Raw genomic sequence first — 17,222 nt, 5'->3', positions numbered from 1 at the left:
TATGAATAATGCAGATTTAACCTTTGCTTTAGTAACACCTAATAATACGGCCGACCCCAATGTCATCCGGGTTACGAATAGTAAGTTGCCTAATGTACGACTGGCTAGTTATTTAGATGATAACCCGAAATTTGCCGGGCAGTTACATTGTGAGGCCAAAACCGGAGATGAACGGGCGGAAAGACTTTGCGGAAAGCTACTCATGGGCCAAGATTTAACTTCCGCAGATGGCTATACCGGATACCTGTTGGACCAAGAGATTGATAAAGCTACGTGTGATAATGCCAGCCGCTCTTGGAGCACCAGTAGAACAAAATGTTATAAGACTACTGAAGAGCGCTGTACAGATTTAGGAATGGGAGTAATCTCTGGACAGGAAAATCAATGTGGATATGAAAATCTAACTGGAAAAACCATAGGCGCAGAAGGCATACTGATTTGTTCTCAGGGATGGGCCTGCGGAGGAAGTGTTGTCAAAGATGGAGCATCCTGTGTTCCTACTGACCATCATGGTTGTGTAAATGTAATTGTTGAAAATGGAGGAAGTTGTGTAGCTAATGTTTTTGCTGGTTGTGAATTAGCCCGTATTAAAGATGGAGGAAAATGTATAGCCAATTATCCTTCTTTAGCTTGCAATGCTGCATCTTACTCCGGCACCGGTTGTTGTGAGGGAGAGTATTGTCCATCGGATGCACCAAAATGCTAAAATGCTGCAAACGATAGTTACTGCAATTTAGAACACAGTTCGGCTAGCCCGGCGGCAATGTCTTCTTGTTGCACCACCACGCCGGGCGGCACCACCAGTTGCACCGGGGCAAAATTCCAAATCGCTTTAATACCGCAGGCCACCAGCGTATCGGTAATCCCTTGTGCGGCGGTACTGGGCACGGTTAGTACCGCTATTTTAAGTCCTTTCTCTTCAATAAGTGTTTTAAGTTGGGTCGTATGATAAACAGGCACGCCGTGTATTTCCGTGCCTACCCGTTTGGCATTGGTATCAAAAGCAGCTACAATTTCCAGCCCGTGTTGTTTCAGTCCGTCAAACCCCAGCAAAGCTCCCCCCAAGTGTCCGGCCCCTACTAAAAATGCTTTGCTTAAATTATTCCACCCCAAAAATTTTTCAATGGCCTTAATCGTCCCTTGTACCAAAAATCCGGCCCGCCGCTTACTGGGAGCTTGTACCGCTTGTAAATCCTTTTTTACCACAATCACTGGCAAATGAGTCTGCCCCGATAATTCAGTAGAAGAAGCCATTTCGCGTCCATATGTGTGCCATTGCTTTAAAATACGCAAGTATTGCGGCAAGCGGCGAATGGTTTGAACGCTCACCGTTTTCCGTCTGAAAAAAATGCCCATAGATGCCTCTCTACAACTAGATATTTTGATATCTAATATCATATTTATTTCTGTTTTATTTGTCAACTAATTATTTTTTAATCAGACGAAATATTGACACAATCAAAGAAAATATATAAGATATAGATATAAAAATATCTAAAATAGATTTTTTACTACATTTAACAAAGGAGTGTTATATGGCAGAAAAGAAAAAACCAACCCCGGCCGTTGCTACCGCAGCGGAACTGGCCCACTTGGACCAAATTGTAGAAAAAGTGAAAAAGGCCCAACGCCTCTACGCTACTTACAGCCAAGAACAAGTGGATAAGATTTTCCGTGCGGCCGCTATCGCTGCGAATATGCAACGCATTCCATTGGCTCAAATTGCCGTGGAAGAAACCAAGATGGGCGTTATGGAAGATAAGGTAATCAAAAACCAGTTTGCCTCTGAATATATTTACAATCAATACAAAGATACCAAAACCTGTGGGGTATTATCGGATGATGATTCTTTTGGCTACCGCCAAGTGGCAGAGCCGATTGGACTGATTGCCGGGGTTATTCCCACCACTAACCCGACTTCTACCGCTATTTTCAAAAGCTTGCTCGCTTTAAAAACCCGTAACGGTATTATTTTCTCTCCGCATCCGCGCGCCAAAAACTGCACGATTGCCGCGGCTAAAATTGTGTTAGATGCCGCCGTAGCAGCCGGAGCCCCAAAAGACATTATTGGCTGGATTGACAATCCCACCATGCCGCTTTCTAATGCACTCATGCATCACAAAGACATTAGCTTAATTTTGGCCACCGGTGGCCCAGGTATGGTAAAAGCGGCCTATTCTTCCGGTAAACCGGCTATTGGTGTAGGTGCCGGAAATACTCCGGTAGTGATTGATGCCACCGCCGATATTAAAATGGCCGTTAGCTCCATTATTATGAGTAAGACCTTTGATAACGGCACTATCTGCGCCAGCGAACAATCCGTCGTCGTAGAAGATCCTGTATACGAAGAAGTGAAAAAAGAATTTATCGCACGCGGTTGCCATTTTGTTACCGGAAAAGACCGCAAAAAATTGGGTGATACTATCGTTAAAGACGGCAAATTAAACTCCGCCATTGCCGGTCAAAGTGCCGAGAAAATTGCCCAAATGGCCGGTATTAAAGTGCCCGCTAATACCAAGATTTTAATTGCAGAAGCTACCAAGATATCTGATGAAGAGCCCTTTGCGCGTGAAAAACTCTCTCCTGTATTAGCCTTCTATCGTGCCAAAGATTTTGCCCAAGCCGTACAACTGGCAAAGGACTTAATCTTATACGGTGGTGCAGGACACACGTCTGTGTTATACACCAATGAATCAAACGAAGAACACATTGACTTATTTAAAGATATGCCCACCGCGCGTACCTTAATCAATATGCCTTCTTCTCAAGGTGCTATCGGCGATGTGTACAACTTTAAGTTGGCCCCCTCGCTCACATTGGGTTGCGGCTCTTGGGGCGGTAACTCGGTCAGTGAAAATATCGGAGTGAAACATCTTATGAACGTAAAATCCGTCGCGGAACGCCGCGAAAATATGTACTGGTACAAAGTACCGCAAAAGATTTATTTCAAACGCGGTGCCTTACAACAGGCCCTGGCTGAACTGGCCGATAAGCAACGCGCCTACATCATTACCGATAAAACCATGGAACAGCTAGGCCACGTGCGCACTGTAACGAACGTATTAGAAGAACTAGGCATTAAGTTCCGCGTATTTTCCAATGTATTACCCGATCCGAACATTGCCAACGTAACCGATGCCTTAAATATTGCCAATTTCTGGCAACCGGATGTAATTATCGGTTTAGGCGGCGGCTCTGCTATGGACGAAGCCAAAATGGTTTGGTTGATGTATGAAAACCCCAACACCAGCTTTGAAGATATCGCCATGCGCTTTATGGATATCCGCAAACGTATTTATGCCGCTCCTCCCTTGGGTAAAAAGGCCACGATGGTCGCTATCCCGACCACTTCCGGCACCGGTTCTGAAGTAACTCCGTTTACGATTATTACAGACGAAAAAACCGGCACCAAATACGCCATTACGGACTACGCTTTAACTCCGGATATGGCCATTATTGACCCGGAATTTGTGTTACACATGCCCAAATCGCTCACGGCTTTTTCAGGGTTAGATGTATTAACACACGCGATCGAAGCGTATACCTCTATCTTCTCCACCAACTTTACGGAAGGGCAAGCTTTAGAGGCCATGCGCTTGGTGTTCAAATACTTGAAAAATTCTTACGATAAAGGTGCGCAAGACATCAATGCCCGCGAAAAAATGCATTATGCCGCCACGATTGCCGGTATGGCATTTGCCAATGCCTTCTTGGGATTAAATCACTCCATGGCACATAAATTAGGAGCTATGTATCACGTACCACACGGGTTAGCCAATGCTATGTTACTGACCTATGTCATTGATTACAACGCTACGGACAAACCCACCAAACAGGGGCTGTTCCCGCAATATCGCTATCCGTTTGTCAAAGGTCGTTATGCCAAGATTATTGACTACTTATTGCCGCAACATAATTTAGGCGACGATAAAGATGTCAAAGTGCAGAAACTCATTGACATGATACAAGAACTCAAAGATCAACTTAATATTCCTAAATCTATTAAGGAATATGGTATTCCGGAAAAAGAGTTCTTGGATAACTTGGATAAACTGTCCGTCTTAGCGTTTGACGACCAATGCACCGGAGCCAATGCCCGCTATCCGCTGGTGAGCGAAATTAAAGAAATCTTCCTCAAAGCGTATTACGGCGAACCCGTCAAACACAAAAAGAATAAATAAGCAATATTCTTATTCTAAACAGCCCCTGAACTTTCAGGGGCTGTTTTTTAGAAGGAAAAACGAAACAAATCTATTTCCTTTTGCTATAATGAAATTATCTAAACATAGGAGTCTATTATGAAAACCATATGGATCACTTTACTCGCTATAGCCGTTACTACGCCCGCATGGGCCGCCTCGAATTGTGTTTCACGGGTGGATAAAAATCTGAATAAAACAACCCAGGAAAAAATTAATTACTGCTTGGAAGAAGACCAAACACCCGAAGCTCCCGCCGATACTACGGAGATAGTATGGTCTGAAACGTACTCGGTACAATTTCCTAAACAAAAACAAAATGCCAAGGAAAAAGAAGCTCCGCAAACTCAAATCAAAACGGTTCCCAACGATACTCCGGTGTCCAAGGAATATTTAGACCGCAAAACCTATCCGCCGTTCCGCAATGACACGATGCCGCGCATGTCAGCCGAACAAGCCCATGAAACGGCGATGGAGGCTTTGCAACAAAACGCTGCCGATAAAACGGATAAACAACAAAAACCGGCCAAACGAAACAAAAATGCCGGCAAACCGAAACGCCAGGTAAAAGCGGATAACGCTGTTTCCGCAAAAGTAGCCCCTGCGGAAAAACCTGCCGCCGCTCCTTCGGCACAAGTGCAAGAAGCGCAGGCTTTGCAAAATGATCCGCTGGCTACTAATCCGACCGATAACGGTGCCGTGCCGGCTGACTTTTTGGACGATGGCGTAATGGGTCCTTCGGATTTTGGCTATAACGCTACGGATCCCGCTTTTCAACAATAAAGTTGACATTTAACTACAGGAAACATACAATAAACTATGACTATGTTACATTCTCTTTTTATTAAACCTTTTCAAGCAAAGGGATTTTTGTGGGGCAGTATAGATGTGGTAGTAAAACTGCTGACCATAGTGGTATGGACCTATTTGTTGTATATTTTAGGTTCTTTGATGTGGCAGTCTATTCAATTAGATTATAACCGCTTTACACAGTTATGGTGGTTCTCTTATTGTTTCTTGATGTTCTTTGGAGCCTCACTGCTGGCGTACATTTTGCTTTTTGTGCGCGAGTATAACGAAACAGAAGAAGAATAAGAATAAACCATTTTCAAAACCCCTGCCATTTGGCAGGGGTTTTTTCTGTATAAAAATCGTCTTGCGTACTACAAGACCAAGGTGTCTTCCATATCCGGCCCGGTGGAAATAAGGGCGATTTTCGGATGTGGATACACTTCCTTGGAAAGGGCTTTAAGGCTTTCCAAAAATTCCTGGGCTTGAGGCGTGAAATCCGCATAACTTTTAATATGGTCATTTCCTTCAAACATATCAATATGCGTAATGGCAATTTTAGTTGCATTGTTAATCATAATCGCACGCGCCGCCGAAGCTTTTTCAAACTCACCCACACGGCGTAAGCGTTTGCTCACACTGCCGATTTCATGCCCCTTGGTATGATAAATTTCCAAGTCTTTTTCATCGGTCATTTCTTTCTCCACCGGTCCCGGCCCGACGCGCGTAACATACGGCTTAAACACCACATACACATCGCGCACGCTCTTAGGTCCTAAACCTGCTTCCCCCAAAAAGGTAGAAGCCGTGGTATCGCGTGAAGTCACAAACGGATATTCACCGTGCAGTAAAGACAATTTGATTCCCTGCGTTCCTTCTAACAAAATATGTTGTCCTTTATCTAAAGCACCGTTCAACAATTCCGGTACGTCTTGGATAAATTCTTTGAGTAACGGCTCATCTTTGGCAAATTTCACGTCGCGCCGTTCAATGCGGTCTTTCACCGCTTGGCCAAGGCCCGTGCCCACACTGCCGATATGTTTCATAAAGTGTCCCGCACCTTGCTCTGCGGCCGTTTGTTCATCGGTAATCAGCACCGCATGCGGGTCAATAATAAGGCGGTCACGCGTGCCTGTTAGTTCTACTTCTTTAAGTAACCATTCCGTTTTGGTGTACGCCCCGGCGCCCAATACCAATTTGGTATGTGGATTTAAAAATCCGGACGGAATGTTTTTCAACGTATATGATTTACCGTCCATTACCACGGTGTGACCGGCATTAGGACCGCCCACCCGCACACAATAATCATAATCGCCTTTATAAGACAAATAGGCCGAAATTTTACCTTTTCCTTCATCTCCGGCTTGACCACCGCATACAATATCAATCATATTCACCTCGCGCTTGTTTTTGGGCAAGGCCGATGTACTGCCCGGCCGTTAAAGCAAGCAATTTTTGTTTTGTAGTTTTAGGTACCTGTAACTTTTGCACAAACTGCTCCAAATCTTCTTGTGTAACCGAGTGGCCGCGTATTAAATCTTTTACCTGCTCATAGGCATTTGGCACACCGGCCGCCCGTAGTAAAATTTGATAGGCCTCCGCCAATACCTCGGGGTGCGCCGCTAACTCCTCACGTGCCGCCGCCGTATCAAAAGTAATTTTAGCAAGGCCTTTGAGTAAACCTTGATAAGCCACTACTCCATGCCCAAACGCTACCGCTATATTGCGTAGCACCGTGGAATCTGACAAATCCCGCTGCAAACGAGAAAGAGGCAATTTCTCACTAAAAAAAGTAAGCAGGGCATTAGCCAACCCCAAATTCCCCTCGGCATTTTCAAAATCAATAGGATTAATTTTTTGTGGCATTGTCGAGGAACCCACTTCCGTAGATACCGCTTTTTGCTTCACCAGTCCACTGGAAATATACTGCCACATATCACGGCTCAGCCCTAGCAAAATAATATGAATGCGCCGTAAGGTATCAAACAATTCCGCATAGCTATCACGCGGATCAATCTGCGTGGAAATGGGCGAGAGAGAAATCTTAGTCTTGCGCCCTTGGTTTAATTTCTTGACCCAAGATTTAGCCGCACCTGTCCAATTCACCGACGGAAATGCCGCCACGTGAGCATTGTACGCTCCCACGGCACCGCCAAATTTGCAAGAAATTTGCTGAGCTTTTAATTGCGCAAGTTGCCGCGCCAAACGATTTTCAAAGACTCTCAATTCCCGTCCGAAAGTAGTGGGAACTGCAGGCTGACCGTGCGTACGCGCCAGCAAAATCGCTCCGGCATATTTGCGCGCCAGTACGGCTAAATTTTTACGTAACATTTCCAGTTGAGGCAATATCACACCCACAGCATCTGACAACAACTGAGCATAAGCCGCACTGTTAATATCTTCGCTAGTCAGGGCAAAATGTACCCACGATGTATAAGTTTGCAAACGATGTGCGGCCAGCTGATCTGCCACAAAATACTCTACTGCTTTCACGTCATGACGTGTGGCCGGCCGACGAGCAGAACCGACTTTTTCAATAGCGTCTAATGTTTGTAAATCTTTCTCCGTTAAATGCGGCAATTTATCCAGTAGCGTCAAGGCCGCTTTTGGGAGCGGAGCAAAAAGATGTAATTCATTTAGAGTCAGCAGCCACGCCACCTCCGCACGCACCCGCGCGGCGGCAAACGCACGTGCCCCGCACACTTGCGCCAACGCTTCCACTTGCTTTTGATAACGCCCGTCCAACGGGCTCAACACGTCATCGTTATTCATAAATTAGTGCAATCCCAATTTACATTGATGATCTTTTTCAAAATTTTCTACCGCTAATTTTTCACGATCTTTATATTCGCCGGTACGACGAATTAGTTCATCAAAATCAATCGTGCGGGCCGGAAACATCGGCCCTTCCACACACGCAAAACGCACTTTTCCCTCTACCGTGACGCGGCACCCGCCGCACATCCCAGTACCGTCCAGCATAATAGGGTTCAAACTAGCATAGGGCTCCACGCCCAATTCCACCATGAGTTTAGAAGTAAATTTCATCATCGGAATCGGTCCAATGACAAAACCGGCTTGAATGTTTTCCCCACCTTGCACACAAGCACGCAAGGCATCGGTTACCATCCCTTTTTGACCATAGCTGCCATCATCGGTACAACAAATAATTTGGTCAGAAGCCGCTTTCATTTCTTCTTCCAAAATTAGCAAACTTTTGGTGCGCGCCCCCAAGATAGAAATTACTTTATTGCCGGCCGCTTTGAGTGCTTTGGCAATCGGATATACTTCGGCAATGCCTACTCCGCCGCCAATGACCGCCACCGCGCCGTATTTCTTCATTTCTACCGGCGTACCCAGCGGCCCTAAAATGTTCAAGAAACGGTCACCCTTTTGTAGTGAATTAAACATAAATGTCGATTTGCCGATAGATTGAATAATGACCGTAATTGTACCCTGTTTTGGGTCCCAATCCACCAAAGTCACCGGCACCCGTTCCCCCCCTTCTCGGCCGCGCAAAATGACAAATTGTCCCGCCTGAGCGGATGCGGCAATCAGCGGCTTATAAATAACAAATTTCATCACCACTTCATTGAGTTGTTCTTTAACTAAAATTTCGTTCTCTTGCATCTTATTTTCCCTCTAAATACGTGTTGATTTTCCGGGCGGCTTCAATCCCGTCTTTCATCGCCAGTAGCACCGTGGCACCACCCCGGATAATATCCCCACCCGCAAACACACCTGGTAAGGAAGTTTCTCCTTTTTCATTTAACGCAATAACCCCACGCTCGGTAACTTTTAAATCCGGTGTAGTTTTAGAAATAGTGGGGTTGGGGCGTTGTCCGATAGCAACGATAACGGTATCAGCCGGCATCACAAAATCAGAACCGGCAATTTCCACCGGTCTTCGACGGCCTTTTTCATCCGGAGCGCCTAGCTCATTGCGAGTAAAGCGCAAACCGGTTACATGATTATTTTCATCTTTTACCACTTCTTTCGGTGTTACTAAATACTCGAAAATGACACCTTCTTCCTGCGCATGTTCCACCTCGGCCACGCGAGCAGGCATTTCCTCACGGCTGCGGCGGTATGCAATCGTAACTGTTTCGGGTTGCAAGCGCATCGCACAGCGCGCGGCATCCATGGCACTATTACCGCCGCCGAGCACAATTACGTGTTTGCCCACCTTAATAGGAGTATCCGTTTTCGGAAATTTATAGGCTTGCATGAGATTAATACGAGTCAAAAATTCATTAGCACTATATACTCCTACGGCATTTTCTCCCGGTATCCCCAACATCATCGGCAGACCGGCCCCCGAGCCGATATACACCGCGTCATATTGCTTGCGCAATTCTTGCAGAGAAATAGTGGCTCCCACTAATACATCCGTCTTAAAAGAAACGCCCATGGCCTGCACGGTTTCGATTTCTTTATTAATTACTTCACGTGGCAAACGGAAAGACGGAATGCCATAACGCAACACCCCGCCATAGGCATGCAAGGCCTCCAGCACCGTCACTTCATGTCCGGCGCGGCGCAGTTCGGCCGCACACGCCAACGAAGACGGCCCAGACCCGATACACACCACTTTTTTCCCGGTAGCCGCGGCAGGAGTAGGCGGTTGCAAAATACCTTGTGCGCGGGCAGTATCGGCCGTGTAACGCTCCAGTCCGCCGATATTGACCGAGCCAAACTTGGCCTTTAGCACACAATGGCCTTCACAATGTTTCTCTTGCGGGCAGACCCGTCCGCAAATAGCGGGCAGCAGGCTGGTCTTCATAATTTCCGAAGCGGCCTGTTGTACATTGCCTGCTTTAATAGCGGCAATAAAATCCGGAATATGCACGCCCACCGGGCAGGCATTTTGGCACGGATGCGTAGGGCAATGCAAACAGCGGTCTGCCTCAGCTTGTGCTTCATCTTGGGTTAAAATGTGAGCTACTTCCTCAAAATTAGTACGGCGTACGGCGGGGTCTTGCTGCGGGCCATTGTGGCGCGGCGTAGATGGATTAGGCATAGTTTTCTCCTAATTAAAAAAGCAAATTGACAGGGCTACTGCCCCTATTATATTTATTATAGTATATTGAAAAGACTAAAAATTGTTATACAATATATTATTATACGAACAGGAGGAACCTATGTGCAATAAATGTGATTCAATAGCTACTTTTATTTTAGGCATCTTAGTAGGAGCCGTCGCCGGTGTATTGTATGCCCCGGCCAAGGGTGAAACCACCCGCCGCAAACTCAAACGCTGGGCCGAAGATACCTATGAAGAAGGCCGCGAAGAAATTGCCGAGCGCGCTAAAGAGCTCAAAGAGAAAGTAATGGAACACAAGGAAGAGTTAAAAGAAAAATTTGCCGCTCATAGTGCCGCGGCCAAAGAACGCGCCGCCGAACTGAAAGAAAAAATGGCTGAAAAAGCCGAAGTCTTGCGCGAAAAAACAGCGGACGGACTGGAAAAAGCCGCCGAAGGATTAGAAAAAGCCGCTAAGAAATTGAGATAAGTTTCGCAGACAAAAAACAACTCTCCAAAAAGAGAGTTGTTTTTTGTGGGTAAAACCCCAACTACGCCAGAGATCTCTTTTACAGAAATATTTACGTTATCATTACTGGCCCAATGTAACACCTACTGTAGCACATTGTTGACTAAGATATCCACTAGCAGGGTATACACTGAAATTGCTTTTGGCATACTGGCAAGCTAGTTGCATTACTTCCGGACATTGCTCTTTGGTAGCACCCGTTAAAGCATTATCGGCAGCAGCAGGACCATACGTAATCGCTGCCAGGCACCAACCTCTTGTTTCTAGTTGAAATTGTAATCCGCATCGGCCTAACCATCCTTTTTCGCCATATCCAGTTAAACTGAATGCACAATATGTAGTGTCGCACCAGGCTTGAGTTTTCATTCCTAAATCCTCATTATAATCATACCAAGTGTTTTGTTGTGATAACAAAGGAGTACTGATGCCCAAAACCCCAGCACCTTTCGTTCCCGACAAACCCGTATATGCGCTCGGCCAACCGTTTTCCATAAGCCACACATCTATCGCTTGTTTATACGTGCCGAATAAGGCAATGGCTTGCGTCATGCGGGAATTTAACACCGCCTTTTTATATTGCGGCAAGGCAATAGCACTTAATACACCGATAATTAAAACAACTACTAATAACTCAATCAAGGTAAAACCTTTTTTCATACTTTTTCTCCTTTGTTCATTTGAGAGGTCATGCTGAGTCGTCTTTGCTCAGCATCTCCTCCGCTTTCTTTAAAATAAGGTGGAGATCCTGAACTACAACCTTTCAGGATGACCTCATTTTATTTACAACAAACAGCCTCCTTTGTGATTTTTTTAAATGATACAAAAAAAAAAAACGATGTCAAGCTTTTTTTATTTTACCGACGACAAAACGGCCAAAAAATAAACAACACATATCTGTCATTCCCGAGTGTTTTTGTCGGGCATCTCAGCCGCTTTGTTGTTTGTAGTCACACCGAGCGTAACCCCGGGACGACGGCACTTATATAGGTCGGGGGCCATCCCGACATAACCAACAATACCATGCCTTTGAGTGTATCTATTTGTAAGAATTTTTGATTTTCTCCGACGGTAAAAAATTTTTCAAAATACCCCTTGACATTTTTCATAACTGGCTTATACTAAGTATACAGCAGTACAGCCTAGGGTGTAGCGTAGCCGGGACTTAGGCCGCTAAAGAGAAGTGAAAAGAAGGGCGTGGAAGGGTGTGTCGGTTCTGTATTTGGGCGTTGGTTAGGACGCGGGTGCGGAAGCGGGGCATCGTTCAAGTAGTGTCGGGTCGGTAAAGGCGGCAGAGGCCGTCAAGTGCCGGGCGGGGCTGGCCCAGAGAGTGGTAGGAAGTAGTTGGGGCGTGAGCGGCGGTTTTGGCGGCGGGTTGATAAGTTGATTCGGCTCGGTGTGCAGAACAGAGTAGCGGCATAAATCGCTGGACCTGTGTAAAGAGGAAAAAATGAACGAAAGGAAATGACCCTCCGATGGATAATCGGGGGGTCTTTTTTTAGGTGTAATGGAACTAATTGAGCAAGCTAGGTTTAGACAGAGAAAGTTCTTCTGCTTCCTCTTTATCATCAGAAACAGCCGGGGTTTGTTCTTCTTGGGCAGTGGATAAAGGTGCTAATTTCTCTTCTTCATAATTATCTACGGCCGGCGCAATATCTTCTTCTCCCGGAACTTCTTCTTGTTGTTGAGGCACAACTGTCGGGTGTGCTGTTTTCTCAGACACCGATTGCTTGCCGGATGCATTACCGTACATCCCAGACGGATTCCACCAATCCGGTGGATTGCCTGCACAAGCGGCTAGCCCCATGGCTAGTACAGCCAATATACTTAGATTAATGTACTGTTTTTTCATAAATCGCTTTTTGTAAACACGCCGCCTGATACAAGGCTCCAGCGTGATAACTACTGCGCACCAACGGTCCGCAAGCAGCCGCTAAAAACCCAATAGACAGCGCATATTCCTCCCATTTTTTATATTCCTCCGGTTCGGCATAACGCAATACCGGGTGATGGTGTTTGGAAGGGGCTAAATATTGCCCGATCGTCAACAAATCCACACCTACTTTACGCAAATCCTGCAAGGTTTGTTTCACTTGTGTTTCCGTTTCGCCAAGCCCCAACATCAAACCAGACTTCGTCAAAATATGCGGGGCCAACTGTTTACTGTAAGACAGCAAATCTAAGGAACGTTTATAATCTGCTCCCACGCGCACGCCGGCGTATAAAGCAGGCACGGTTTCTATATTGTGTGCCAGCACCGTTGGCTGAGCATCCAATACGGTTTTCAAATCGGCTTTTTTACCTTGAAAATCCGGCACTAAAGGTTCTGTTTTTACCTCGGGCGTGGTAGCCGCTATGGCACGTAGCACGTTAGCATAGTGTTCGGCCCCGCCGTCGGGTAAGTCATCTCTGGTAGGGGAAGTTAAAACGGCATATCGTATGTGCCATTGTTCAATGGTGTGGGCAATTTTGTTCGGCTCTTGCGGATCCGGCGGCAAGGGTTTTTGCTTGGAAACCGCACAAAACTTACAACCGCGCGTACAAAAGCCACCCAAAATCATAAATGTGGCATCGCCGCAATTAAGACATTCCCCCCGATTGGGACATTTGGCCTCCACACACACTGTATGCAATGCCTGTGCATCTAAACCTTGTTGGGCTTGCAGTGCAGTTTGCGTGCGTAAAGCGGCTTTATTTCGGCCAACCATTTCTTTAAGCCAAGTGGGCAGGGAGTTTGTCATATTGCTATAATAAATTATAGTAAATTATGCGTAAACTCCTATTTTCTCTTTTACTGGTGGGCAGTGTGCTTTTAGGTGGGTATCCGGTGTCCTTTTGCCACGCCGTCTCCACCGAAGAAAAGCTGGCTGCTGCGGCTAAATTATATTTTGAAGGCCATCCCCAACAGGCCTTGCAAGCCTATATTGATTTATCTAAAGAAACGCAAAATAAAGATTCCTTTTTGAATGCCACCTTTATTGCCTTGGAACAAGGTAATCCCAAACAAGCGGTGGATATTGTCAGTACAGCTTATATGCTGTATCCTCATGATCCGGAAATTACAGAATTTACGGCAGAGGCTTATTTAGCAGACGGACAATATGAAAACGCAGAAAAATTTTTTTCCTTGCTTGATGGGGGCGGAGAAAAATCCGAATTTTTATTAATTCATGTGGCCCGCGCACAGTTGGGTATGGGCGAAACCGAACTGGCCAAACATAATTTACAACGGGCCGCCACCGGAGAGAATCATCTTTCTCTGTCAAATTATTTACTGGGGCAAATTTACGAGAAAGAAAAAAATTGGGCACAAGCTGCAGACGCTTATGGAAAAGCTATTGACTATGACCATCAATTTGCCGAAGCACGCGCTCGCTATGCCGTTTGCTTAGAACGAAACAAAGATTACAACGACGCCTTTCGCCAATACCGCATTTTGCATGCGGCCAGCCCCAAGAATCAATTATACATTACCGCTTTGCAACGATTACGCCCTAAAATTACCAAGAAAGAAAAAGATTTAGAAAGCCGTAAAGAACAAAAAAAACACACGCTTGTTAAGCCGGTCATTTCTTTGGAAGGGAATTTGCAAACAGTGCGAGTGGCACTGGGTACTACAGCGGGTGGACGTCCTTCTCCGCGCACTCAGCTGATTTTTTCCCCTTCTCATCCTTTTACAGTAACTATCAAAAATACCGGTAAGACTTTGGTGATCGGCAAGGGAAAAGAAATATGGCGCGCTGAATTAACGAATGGAAAAGCCGCTTTATTTTCTCCCACCGGAAAACGATATCCGTTCCAAGGCGCGATTATCGTTACTCCTAAATCAGCCGATGCTATGCAAGGGGCCACCATTTTAATTCAAAAAGTGATGAGTGGGGCCGGTATGACGTGGGCCAGCGTAGATGACAAAGAGTACCGCGGCCAACTGGAAATCATTCATGACAAAAAACATAATACGCTACTGCCGATTAATATCGTTAACATTGAAGAGTATTTAATGGGCGTATTGTCTTCCGAAATGCCCGCCGGATTTCCTATGAATGCTTTACGGGCGCAAGCGGTGCTAGCCCGCACGTATGCGTTGAAACATTTAGGCAAACACAAAGCCTACGGCTATGATTTGTGCGACACCCAAAACTGCCAAGTGTACGGAGGAGTCGGGGCCGAAAGCGAAACCGGAAATGCCGCGGTAGAATCCACCATGGGGCAAGTGTTGTTTTATCAAAATACTCCTATAGAGGGCGTCTTTTCTGCCAACTGCGGCGGATTTACGCAAAGCGCCCAAGAAGCCGGCTGGTATCCCACCGCTTACCTCAATCCGGTATCGGACTATCAGGATTTTAATTTTGACACGTTACAACCCTATCAATTCAAAGATTTACTGCAACACCCACATCAGGCGTATAGCCGCTATAATAAACACGTCAGTCCCGCCGCCTACCGCTGGGCACGTGTGATAGAAGAAGCAGATTTGCGACAGCTCATCCAACGCCAGAAAAAAGATATTGGTCGTATTACTGCCATTATCCCGCAAAAACGCGGACGTTCCGGTTATGTTACTCAAGTATTAGTCAAAGGCACCAAAGGCAACATTACCTTAAGCAAAGAAAACGTAATCCGCAACAACTTAGCTCCGGGTATGTTACGCAGCAGTTATTTTATTGTGGTACCCAACTATGAAGGCCGCAAACTTAAAAACTTTGTGTTTTATGGAGGCGGCTGGGGACATGGAGTGGGCTTTTGCCAAACGGGCTCTGCGGGCCGTGCAGAAGCCGGACAAGATTATCAAACCATTTTACAACACTATTTCCCGCTGACAGAGTTAAAAGACATGCGCGAAGAATAACATCCATCTAAAGCAAAACCGCCCACCAGCAACGTGGGCGGTTTTGTATTTGCTTAAGAAGATCTACTCAGCATTCTGCAAGATTTTCTGCATTCTCTTTTCCATTTCCTGCAATATCTGTTCTTTTTGTTTTTTCCGGTCTTCGTCTTTCATTAATGTATTATCCAGTTCGGCCAATTTCAAATTTCCTTCCTCCCAAATCGGACGCATTTGTCTTTTAACATCTTCCGGCATATTTTGAAAATTTTTTTCATACTGTTTATTATAATTGCCGGCAACGGTCGTATTGTATAGATTTTTTGATTGTTGATTAAATTTATCTACCATTTCCATTTCTTTTTGAGCTAATTTTTTTCTAGTCCATCCTTCTTCTTGAGCCTGTTGATATAACTTTTTGCGGCCTTCTAGCAAACCATTTACCAACTGCTGCGCATCCTGCTTTGCTTTATCCCCTAACTGAGAAAACGTATCTACAATTTCCTGCCCCTCTTTTTTCCACGACGTTTCTCGAGCCTTCTGCCCTTCCTCCGTTTGACGGAAAACAGGAGTGTTATCCGGCCCCGATTTTAAAATCTGCTCACGAGTCGGCCCCTCTAACATGGAGGTAACATCTCCTTTGTAACCTCGTTTATTTAACACGTCTTCCAACTCTTTATGCATCTTGTCTTGCAAATCGGCTTCATTAGCTATGGCTTCAGCTTCACTTTGCGGGGTAGTCCAATTAGCCAAACGCAACGTAGCATACTTATCTAAAATCGGACTTACAATACTTGCCACTTCGCCCCCATAGGTCTGCGTAATTTTACTTAAATATTCTGTATTTTCATTTTTCAGTCGATCTTCCATCTTAGACTTGCCGGCACTCTCGTTCAAATCACGTAATTTTTCATTGTATTTATTGTTTAATTCTTGCGCCTTAATCATTTTTTCTTCCTGAGGAAGCGGACTATTTAACAGAGAAGCCATTTCTTGTTGGAAATCGTTCATAATTTCACTGGCCTGTCCAGCCACCGCATCCCCGTAATTGCGGCGCATTTGGCCGACCACTTGCTGTGCTTGAGTGGCTAGTTGCTGGCTGACTTCAGACGTAGCGGCGGCATTTGCCCCAGCCGAAGAAGCGTTTGTTTCATTATCCTGGCCGTTAGAAGGCATATATTTTTCCAAATTTTGTTCCCGCTTACCTTTTGGGGCCATCGCTTCCAGCAAAGCCCGGTCCACGCCATCACGCATATCTTGTATTTTTTGATTCAAAGCCCTTTGTTGACTGATGGTTTGATACGGAGTATAAGCATCTAAAATTTCTTCCCCTGAGCTGGGTTTTGAGGAATCTTTGGCAGACTTACTTCCGGAGTACGAAGTGGGAATCGTTGCTTTCTCCGGCCCGGTAGCGGAATAAGAACGTGTCGGCCGAGTATTGGATGCCAATAAATTTTTTGAGCTATTTGACGCAGTAACGGACGTATTGGAAGAACCCAAAGTAGGTAACTGAGCAGACGTCCTTACAGGTATCTTCTCAACACGTATTGGTTCCACGCGCAAGGTAACGGGCCTGCCGGTGGGCTGAGTATATTGAGCCACAGGTTGTGTCAAGGGTGCAGTATCTTTTTTTTGTTGCGGTCTTGCCGCTATAGCAGAGGCGGTGTCCTCAGGTAACAGCGTAGTAAAATCATAATCCGGCTTTGCGGGAGCGGAGCGTGTGTTTTCTGGCCGTGAGGATACGCTTTGTGGCACCGCAGCTTGGTGTTTTTGCAAAGAAACAATAAAGGCCATCCCGATAACGGCTACTAATACAAATCCCAATAATGTATAAAGTACAAATCGGTCCCTTGACATATGGCT

The 17,222-nt window shown here is 45.6% G+C and carries 14 protein-coding genes and 1 pseudogene; 6 read left to right on the top strand and 9 right to left on the bottom strand.

Translation table 11 applies throughout. From position 1 onward, the window contains the following. Nucleotides 1–706 (top strand): hypothetical protein (locus tag IKN49_06035; protein ID MBR3632597.1); only part of this gene is annotated, 706 nt, incomplete at its 5' end. 17 nt (nt 707–723) lie between these two features. Here IKN49_06035 and IKN49_06030 read toward each other — a convergent pair. Then, nucleotides 724–1,356 carry a redox-sensing transcriptional repressor Rex gene (locus tag IKN49_06030; protein ID MBR3632596.1) on the bottom strand — a complete coding sequence of 211 codons (633 nt, stop codon included), beginning with the start codon at nt 1,354–1,356 and terminating at the stop codon, nt 724–726. A 179-nt stretch (nt 1,357–1,535) separates the two neighbouring features. Here IKN49_06030 and adhE point away from each other — a divergent pair, with 179 nt between their 5' ends. From adhE to IKN49_06015, 3 genes are all read left to right on the top strand, one after another. After that, nucleotides 1,536–4,181, top strand: coding sequence for a bifunctional acetaldehyde-CoA/alcohol dehydrogenase (adhE, locus tag IKN49_06025; GenBank protein MBR3632595.1), 2,646 nt, complete (start codon nt 1,536–1,538; stop codon nt 4,179–4,181). A 117-nt stretch (nt 4,182–4,298) separates the two neighbouring features. Further along, on the top strand, nt 4,299–4,982 hold the full coding sequence (locus tag IKN49_06020; GenBank protein ID MBR3632594.1) for a hypothetical protein: 684 nt from the start codon (nt 4,299–4,301) through the stop codon (nt 4,980–4,982). 36 nt (nt 4,983–5,018) lie between these two features. Further along, the gene (locus IKN49_06015; GenBank protein ID MBR3632593.1) at nt 5,019–5,294 is read left to right on the top strand and encodes a hypothetical protein; all 276 of its coding nucleotides are present in this window, start codon (nt 5,019–5,021) and stop codon (nt 5,292–5,294) included. A 68-nt stretch (nt 5,295–5,362) separates the two neighbouring features. Here the strand turns inward: IKN49_06015 and IKN49_06010 are convergent, their stop codons facing one another. From IKN49_06010 to gltA, 4 genes are read right to left on the bottom strand one after another with little or no spacing between them, the layout of a single operon-like run. Beyond that, on the bottom strand, nt 5,363–6,379 hold the full coding sequence (locus tag IKN49_06010; GenBank protein MBR3632592.1) for an adenylosuccinate synthetase: 1,017 nt from the start codon (nt 6,377–6,379) through the stop codon (nt 5,363–5,365). After that, complete coding sequence (purB, locus tag IKN49_06005) at nt 6,372–7,760, bottom strand: adenylosuccinate lyase (GenBank protein ID MBR3632591.1); 1,389 nt, start codon at nt 7,758–7,760, stop codon at nt 6,372–6,374. The genes IKN49_06010 and purB overlap by 8 nt, the downstream gene beginning before the upstream one ends. A gap of 3 nt (nt 7,761–7,763) precedes the next feature. Then, nucleotides 7,764–8,618 carry a sulfide/dihydroorotate dehydrogenase-like FAD/NAD-binding protein gene (locus IKN49_06000; GenBank protein ID MBR3632590.1) on the bottom strand — a complete coding sequence of 285 codons (855 nt, stop codon included), beginning with the start codon at nt 8,616–8,618 and terminating at the stop codon, nt 7,764–7,766. 1 nt (nt 8,619) lies between these two features. Then, nucleotides 8,620–10,008, bottom strand: coding sequence for an NADPH-dependent glutamate synthase (gene gltA / locus IKN49_05995; GenBank protein MBR3632589.1), 1,389 nt, complete (start codon nt 10,006–10,008; stop codon nt 8,620–8,622). A gap of 121 nt (nt 10,009–10,129) precedes the next feature. On the opposite strand from gltA, the gene IKN49_05990 reads away from it, so the two are divergent. After that, complete coding sequence (locus IKN49_05990) at nt 10,130–10,498, top strand: YtxH domain-containing protein (protein ID MBR3632588.1); 369 nt, start codon at nt 10,130–10,132, stop codon at nt 10,496–10,498. Nucleotides 10,499–11,107: 609 nt separating this feature from the next. Here the strand turns inward: IKN49_05990 and IKN49_05985 are convergent. The 3 genes and pseudogenes from IKN49_05985 to lipA all read right to left on the bottom strand — a co-directional run bounded on the left by IKN49_05985 (nt 11,108) and on the right by lipA (nt 13,275). Beyond that, nucleotides 11,108–11,194: pseudogene (locus IKN49_05985) on the bottom strand (prepilin-type N-terminal cleavage/methylation domain-containing protein). An 853-nt stretch (nt 11,195–12,047) separates the two neighbouring features. Next, entirely contained in the window at nt 12,048–12,386 is a 339-nt protein-coding gene (locus IKN49_05980) for a hypothetical protein (GenBank protein MBR3632587.1), read from the bottom strand. Further along, nucleotides 12,367–13,275, bottom strand: a complete 909-nt coding sequence (lipA, locus tag IKN49_05975; GenBank protein ID MBR3632586.1) for a lipoyl synthase — start codon at nt 13,273–13,275, stop codon at nt 12,367–12,369. Before lipA ends, IKN49_05980 begins: the two co-directional genes overlap by 20 nt. 26 nt (nt 13,276–13,301) lie before the next feature. On the opposite strand from lipA, the gene IKN49_05970 reads away from it, so the two are divergent. Next, nucleotides 13,302–15,383 carry a SpoIID/LytB domain-containing protein gene (locus IKN49_05970; protein ID MBR3632585.1) on the top strand — a complete coding sequence of 694 codons (2,082 nt, stop codon included), beginning with the start codon at nt 13,302–13,304 and terminating at the stop codon, nt 15,381–15,383. A gap of 63 nt (nt 15,384–15,446) precedes the next feature. On the opposite strand, the gene IKN49_05965 is transcribed toward IKN49_05970, so the two are convergent. Next, complete coding sequence (locus IKN49_05965; protein MBR3632584.1) at nt 15,447–17,216, bottom strand: hypothetical protein; 1,770 nt, start codon at nt 17,214–17,216, stop codon at nt 15,447–15,449. Between the last annotated feature and the right edge of the window lie 6 nt (nt 17,217–17,222).

This window comes from Elusimicrobiaceae bacterium, assembly GCA_017528825.1.
In the GTDB taxonomy this organism is placed as follows: Bacteria; Elusimicrobiota; Elusimicrobia; order Elusimicrobiales; family Elusimicrobiaceae; genus Avelusimicrobium.
Note: the sequence above shows the minus strand (reverse complement) of the source record. Positions and strands in the feature narration are given on the sequence as shown.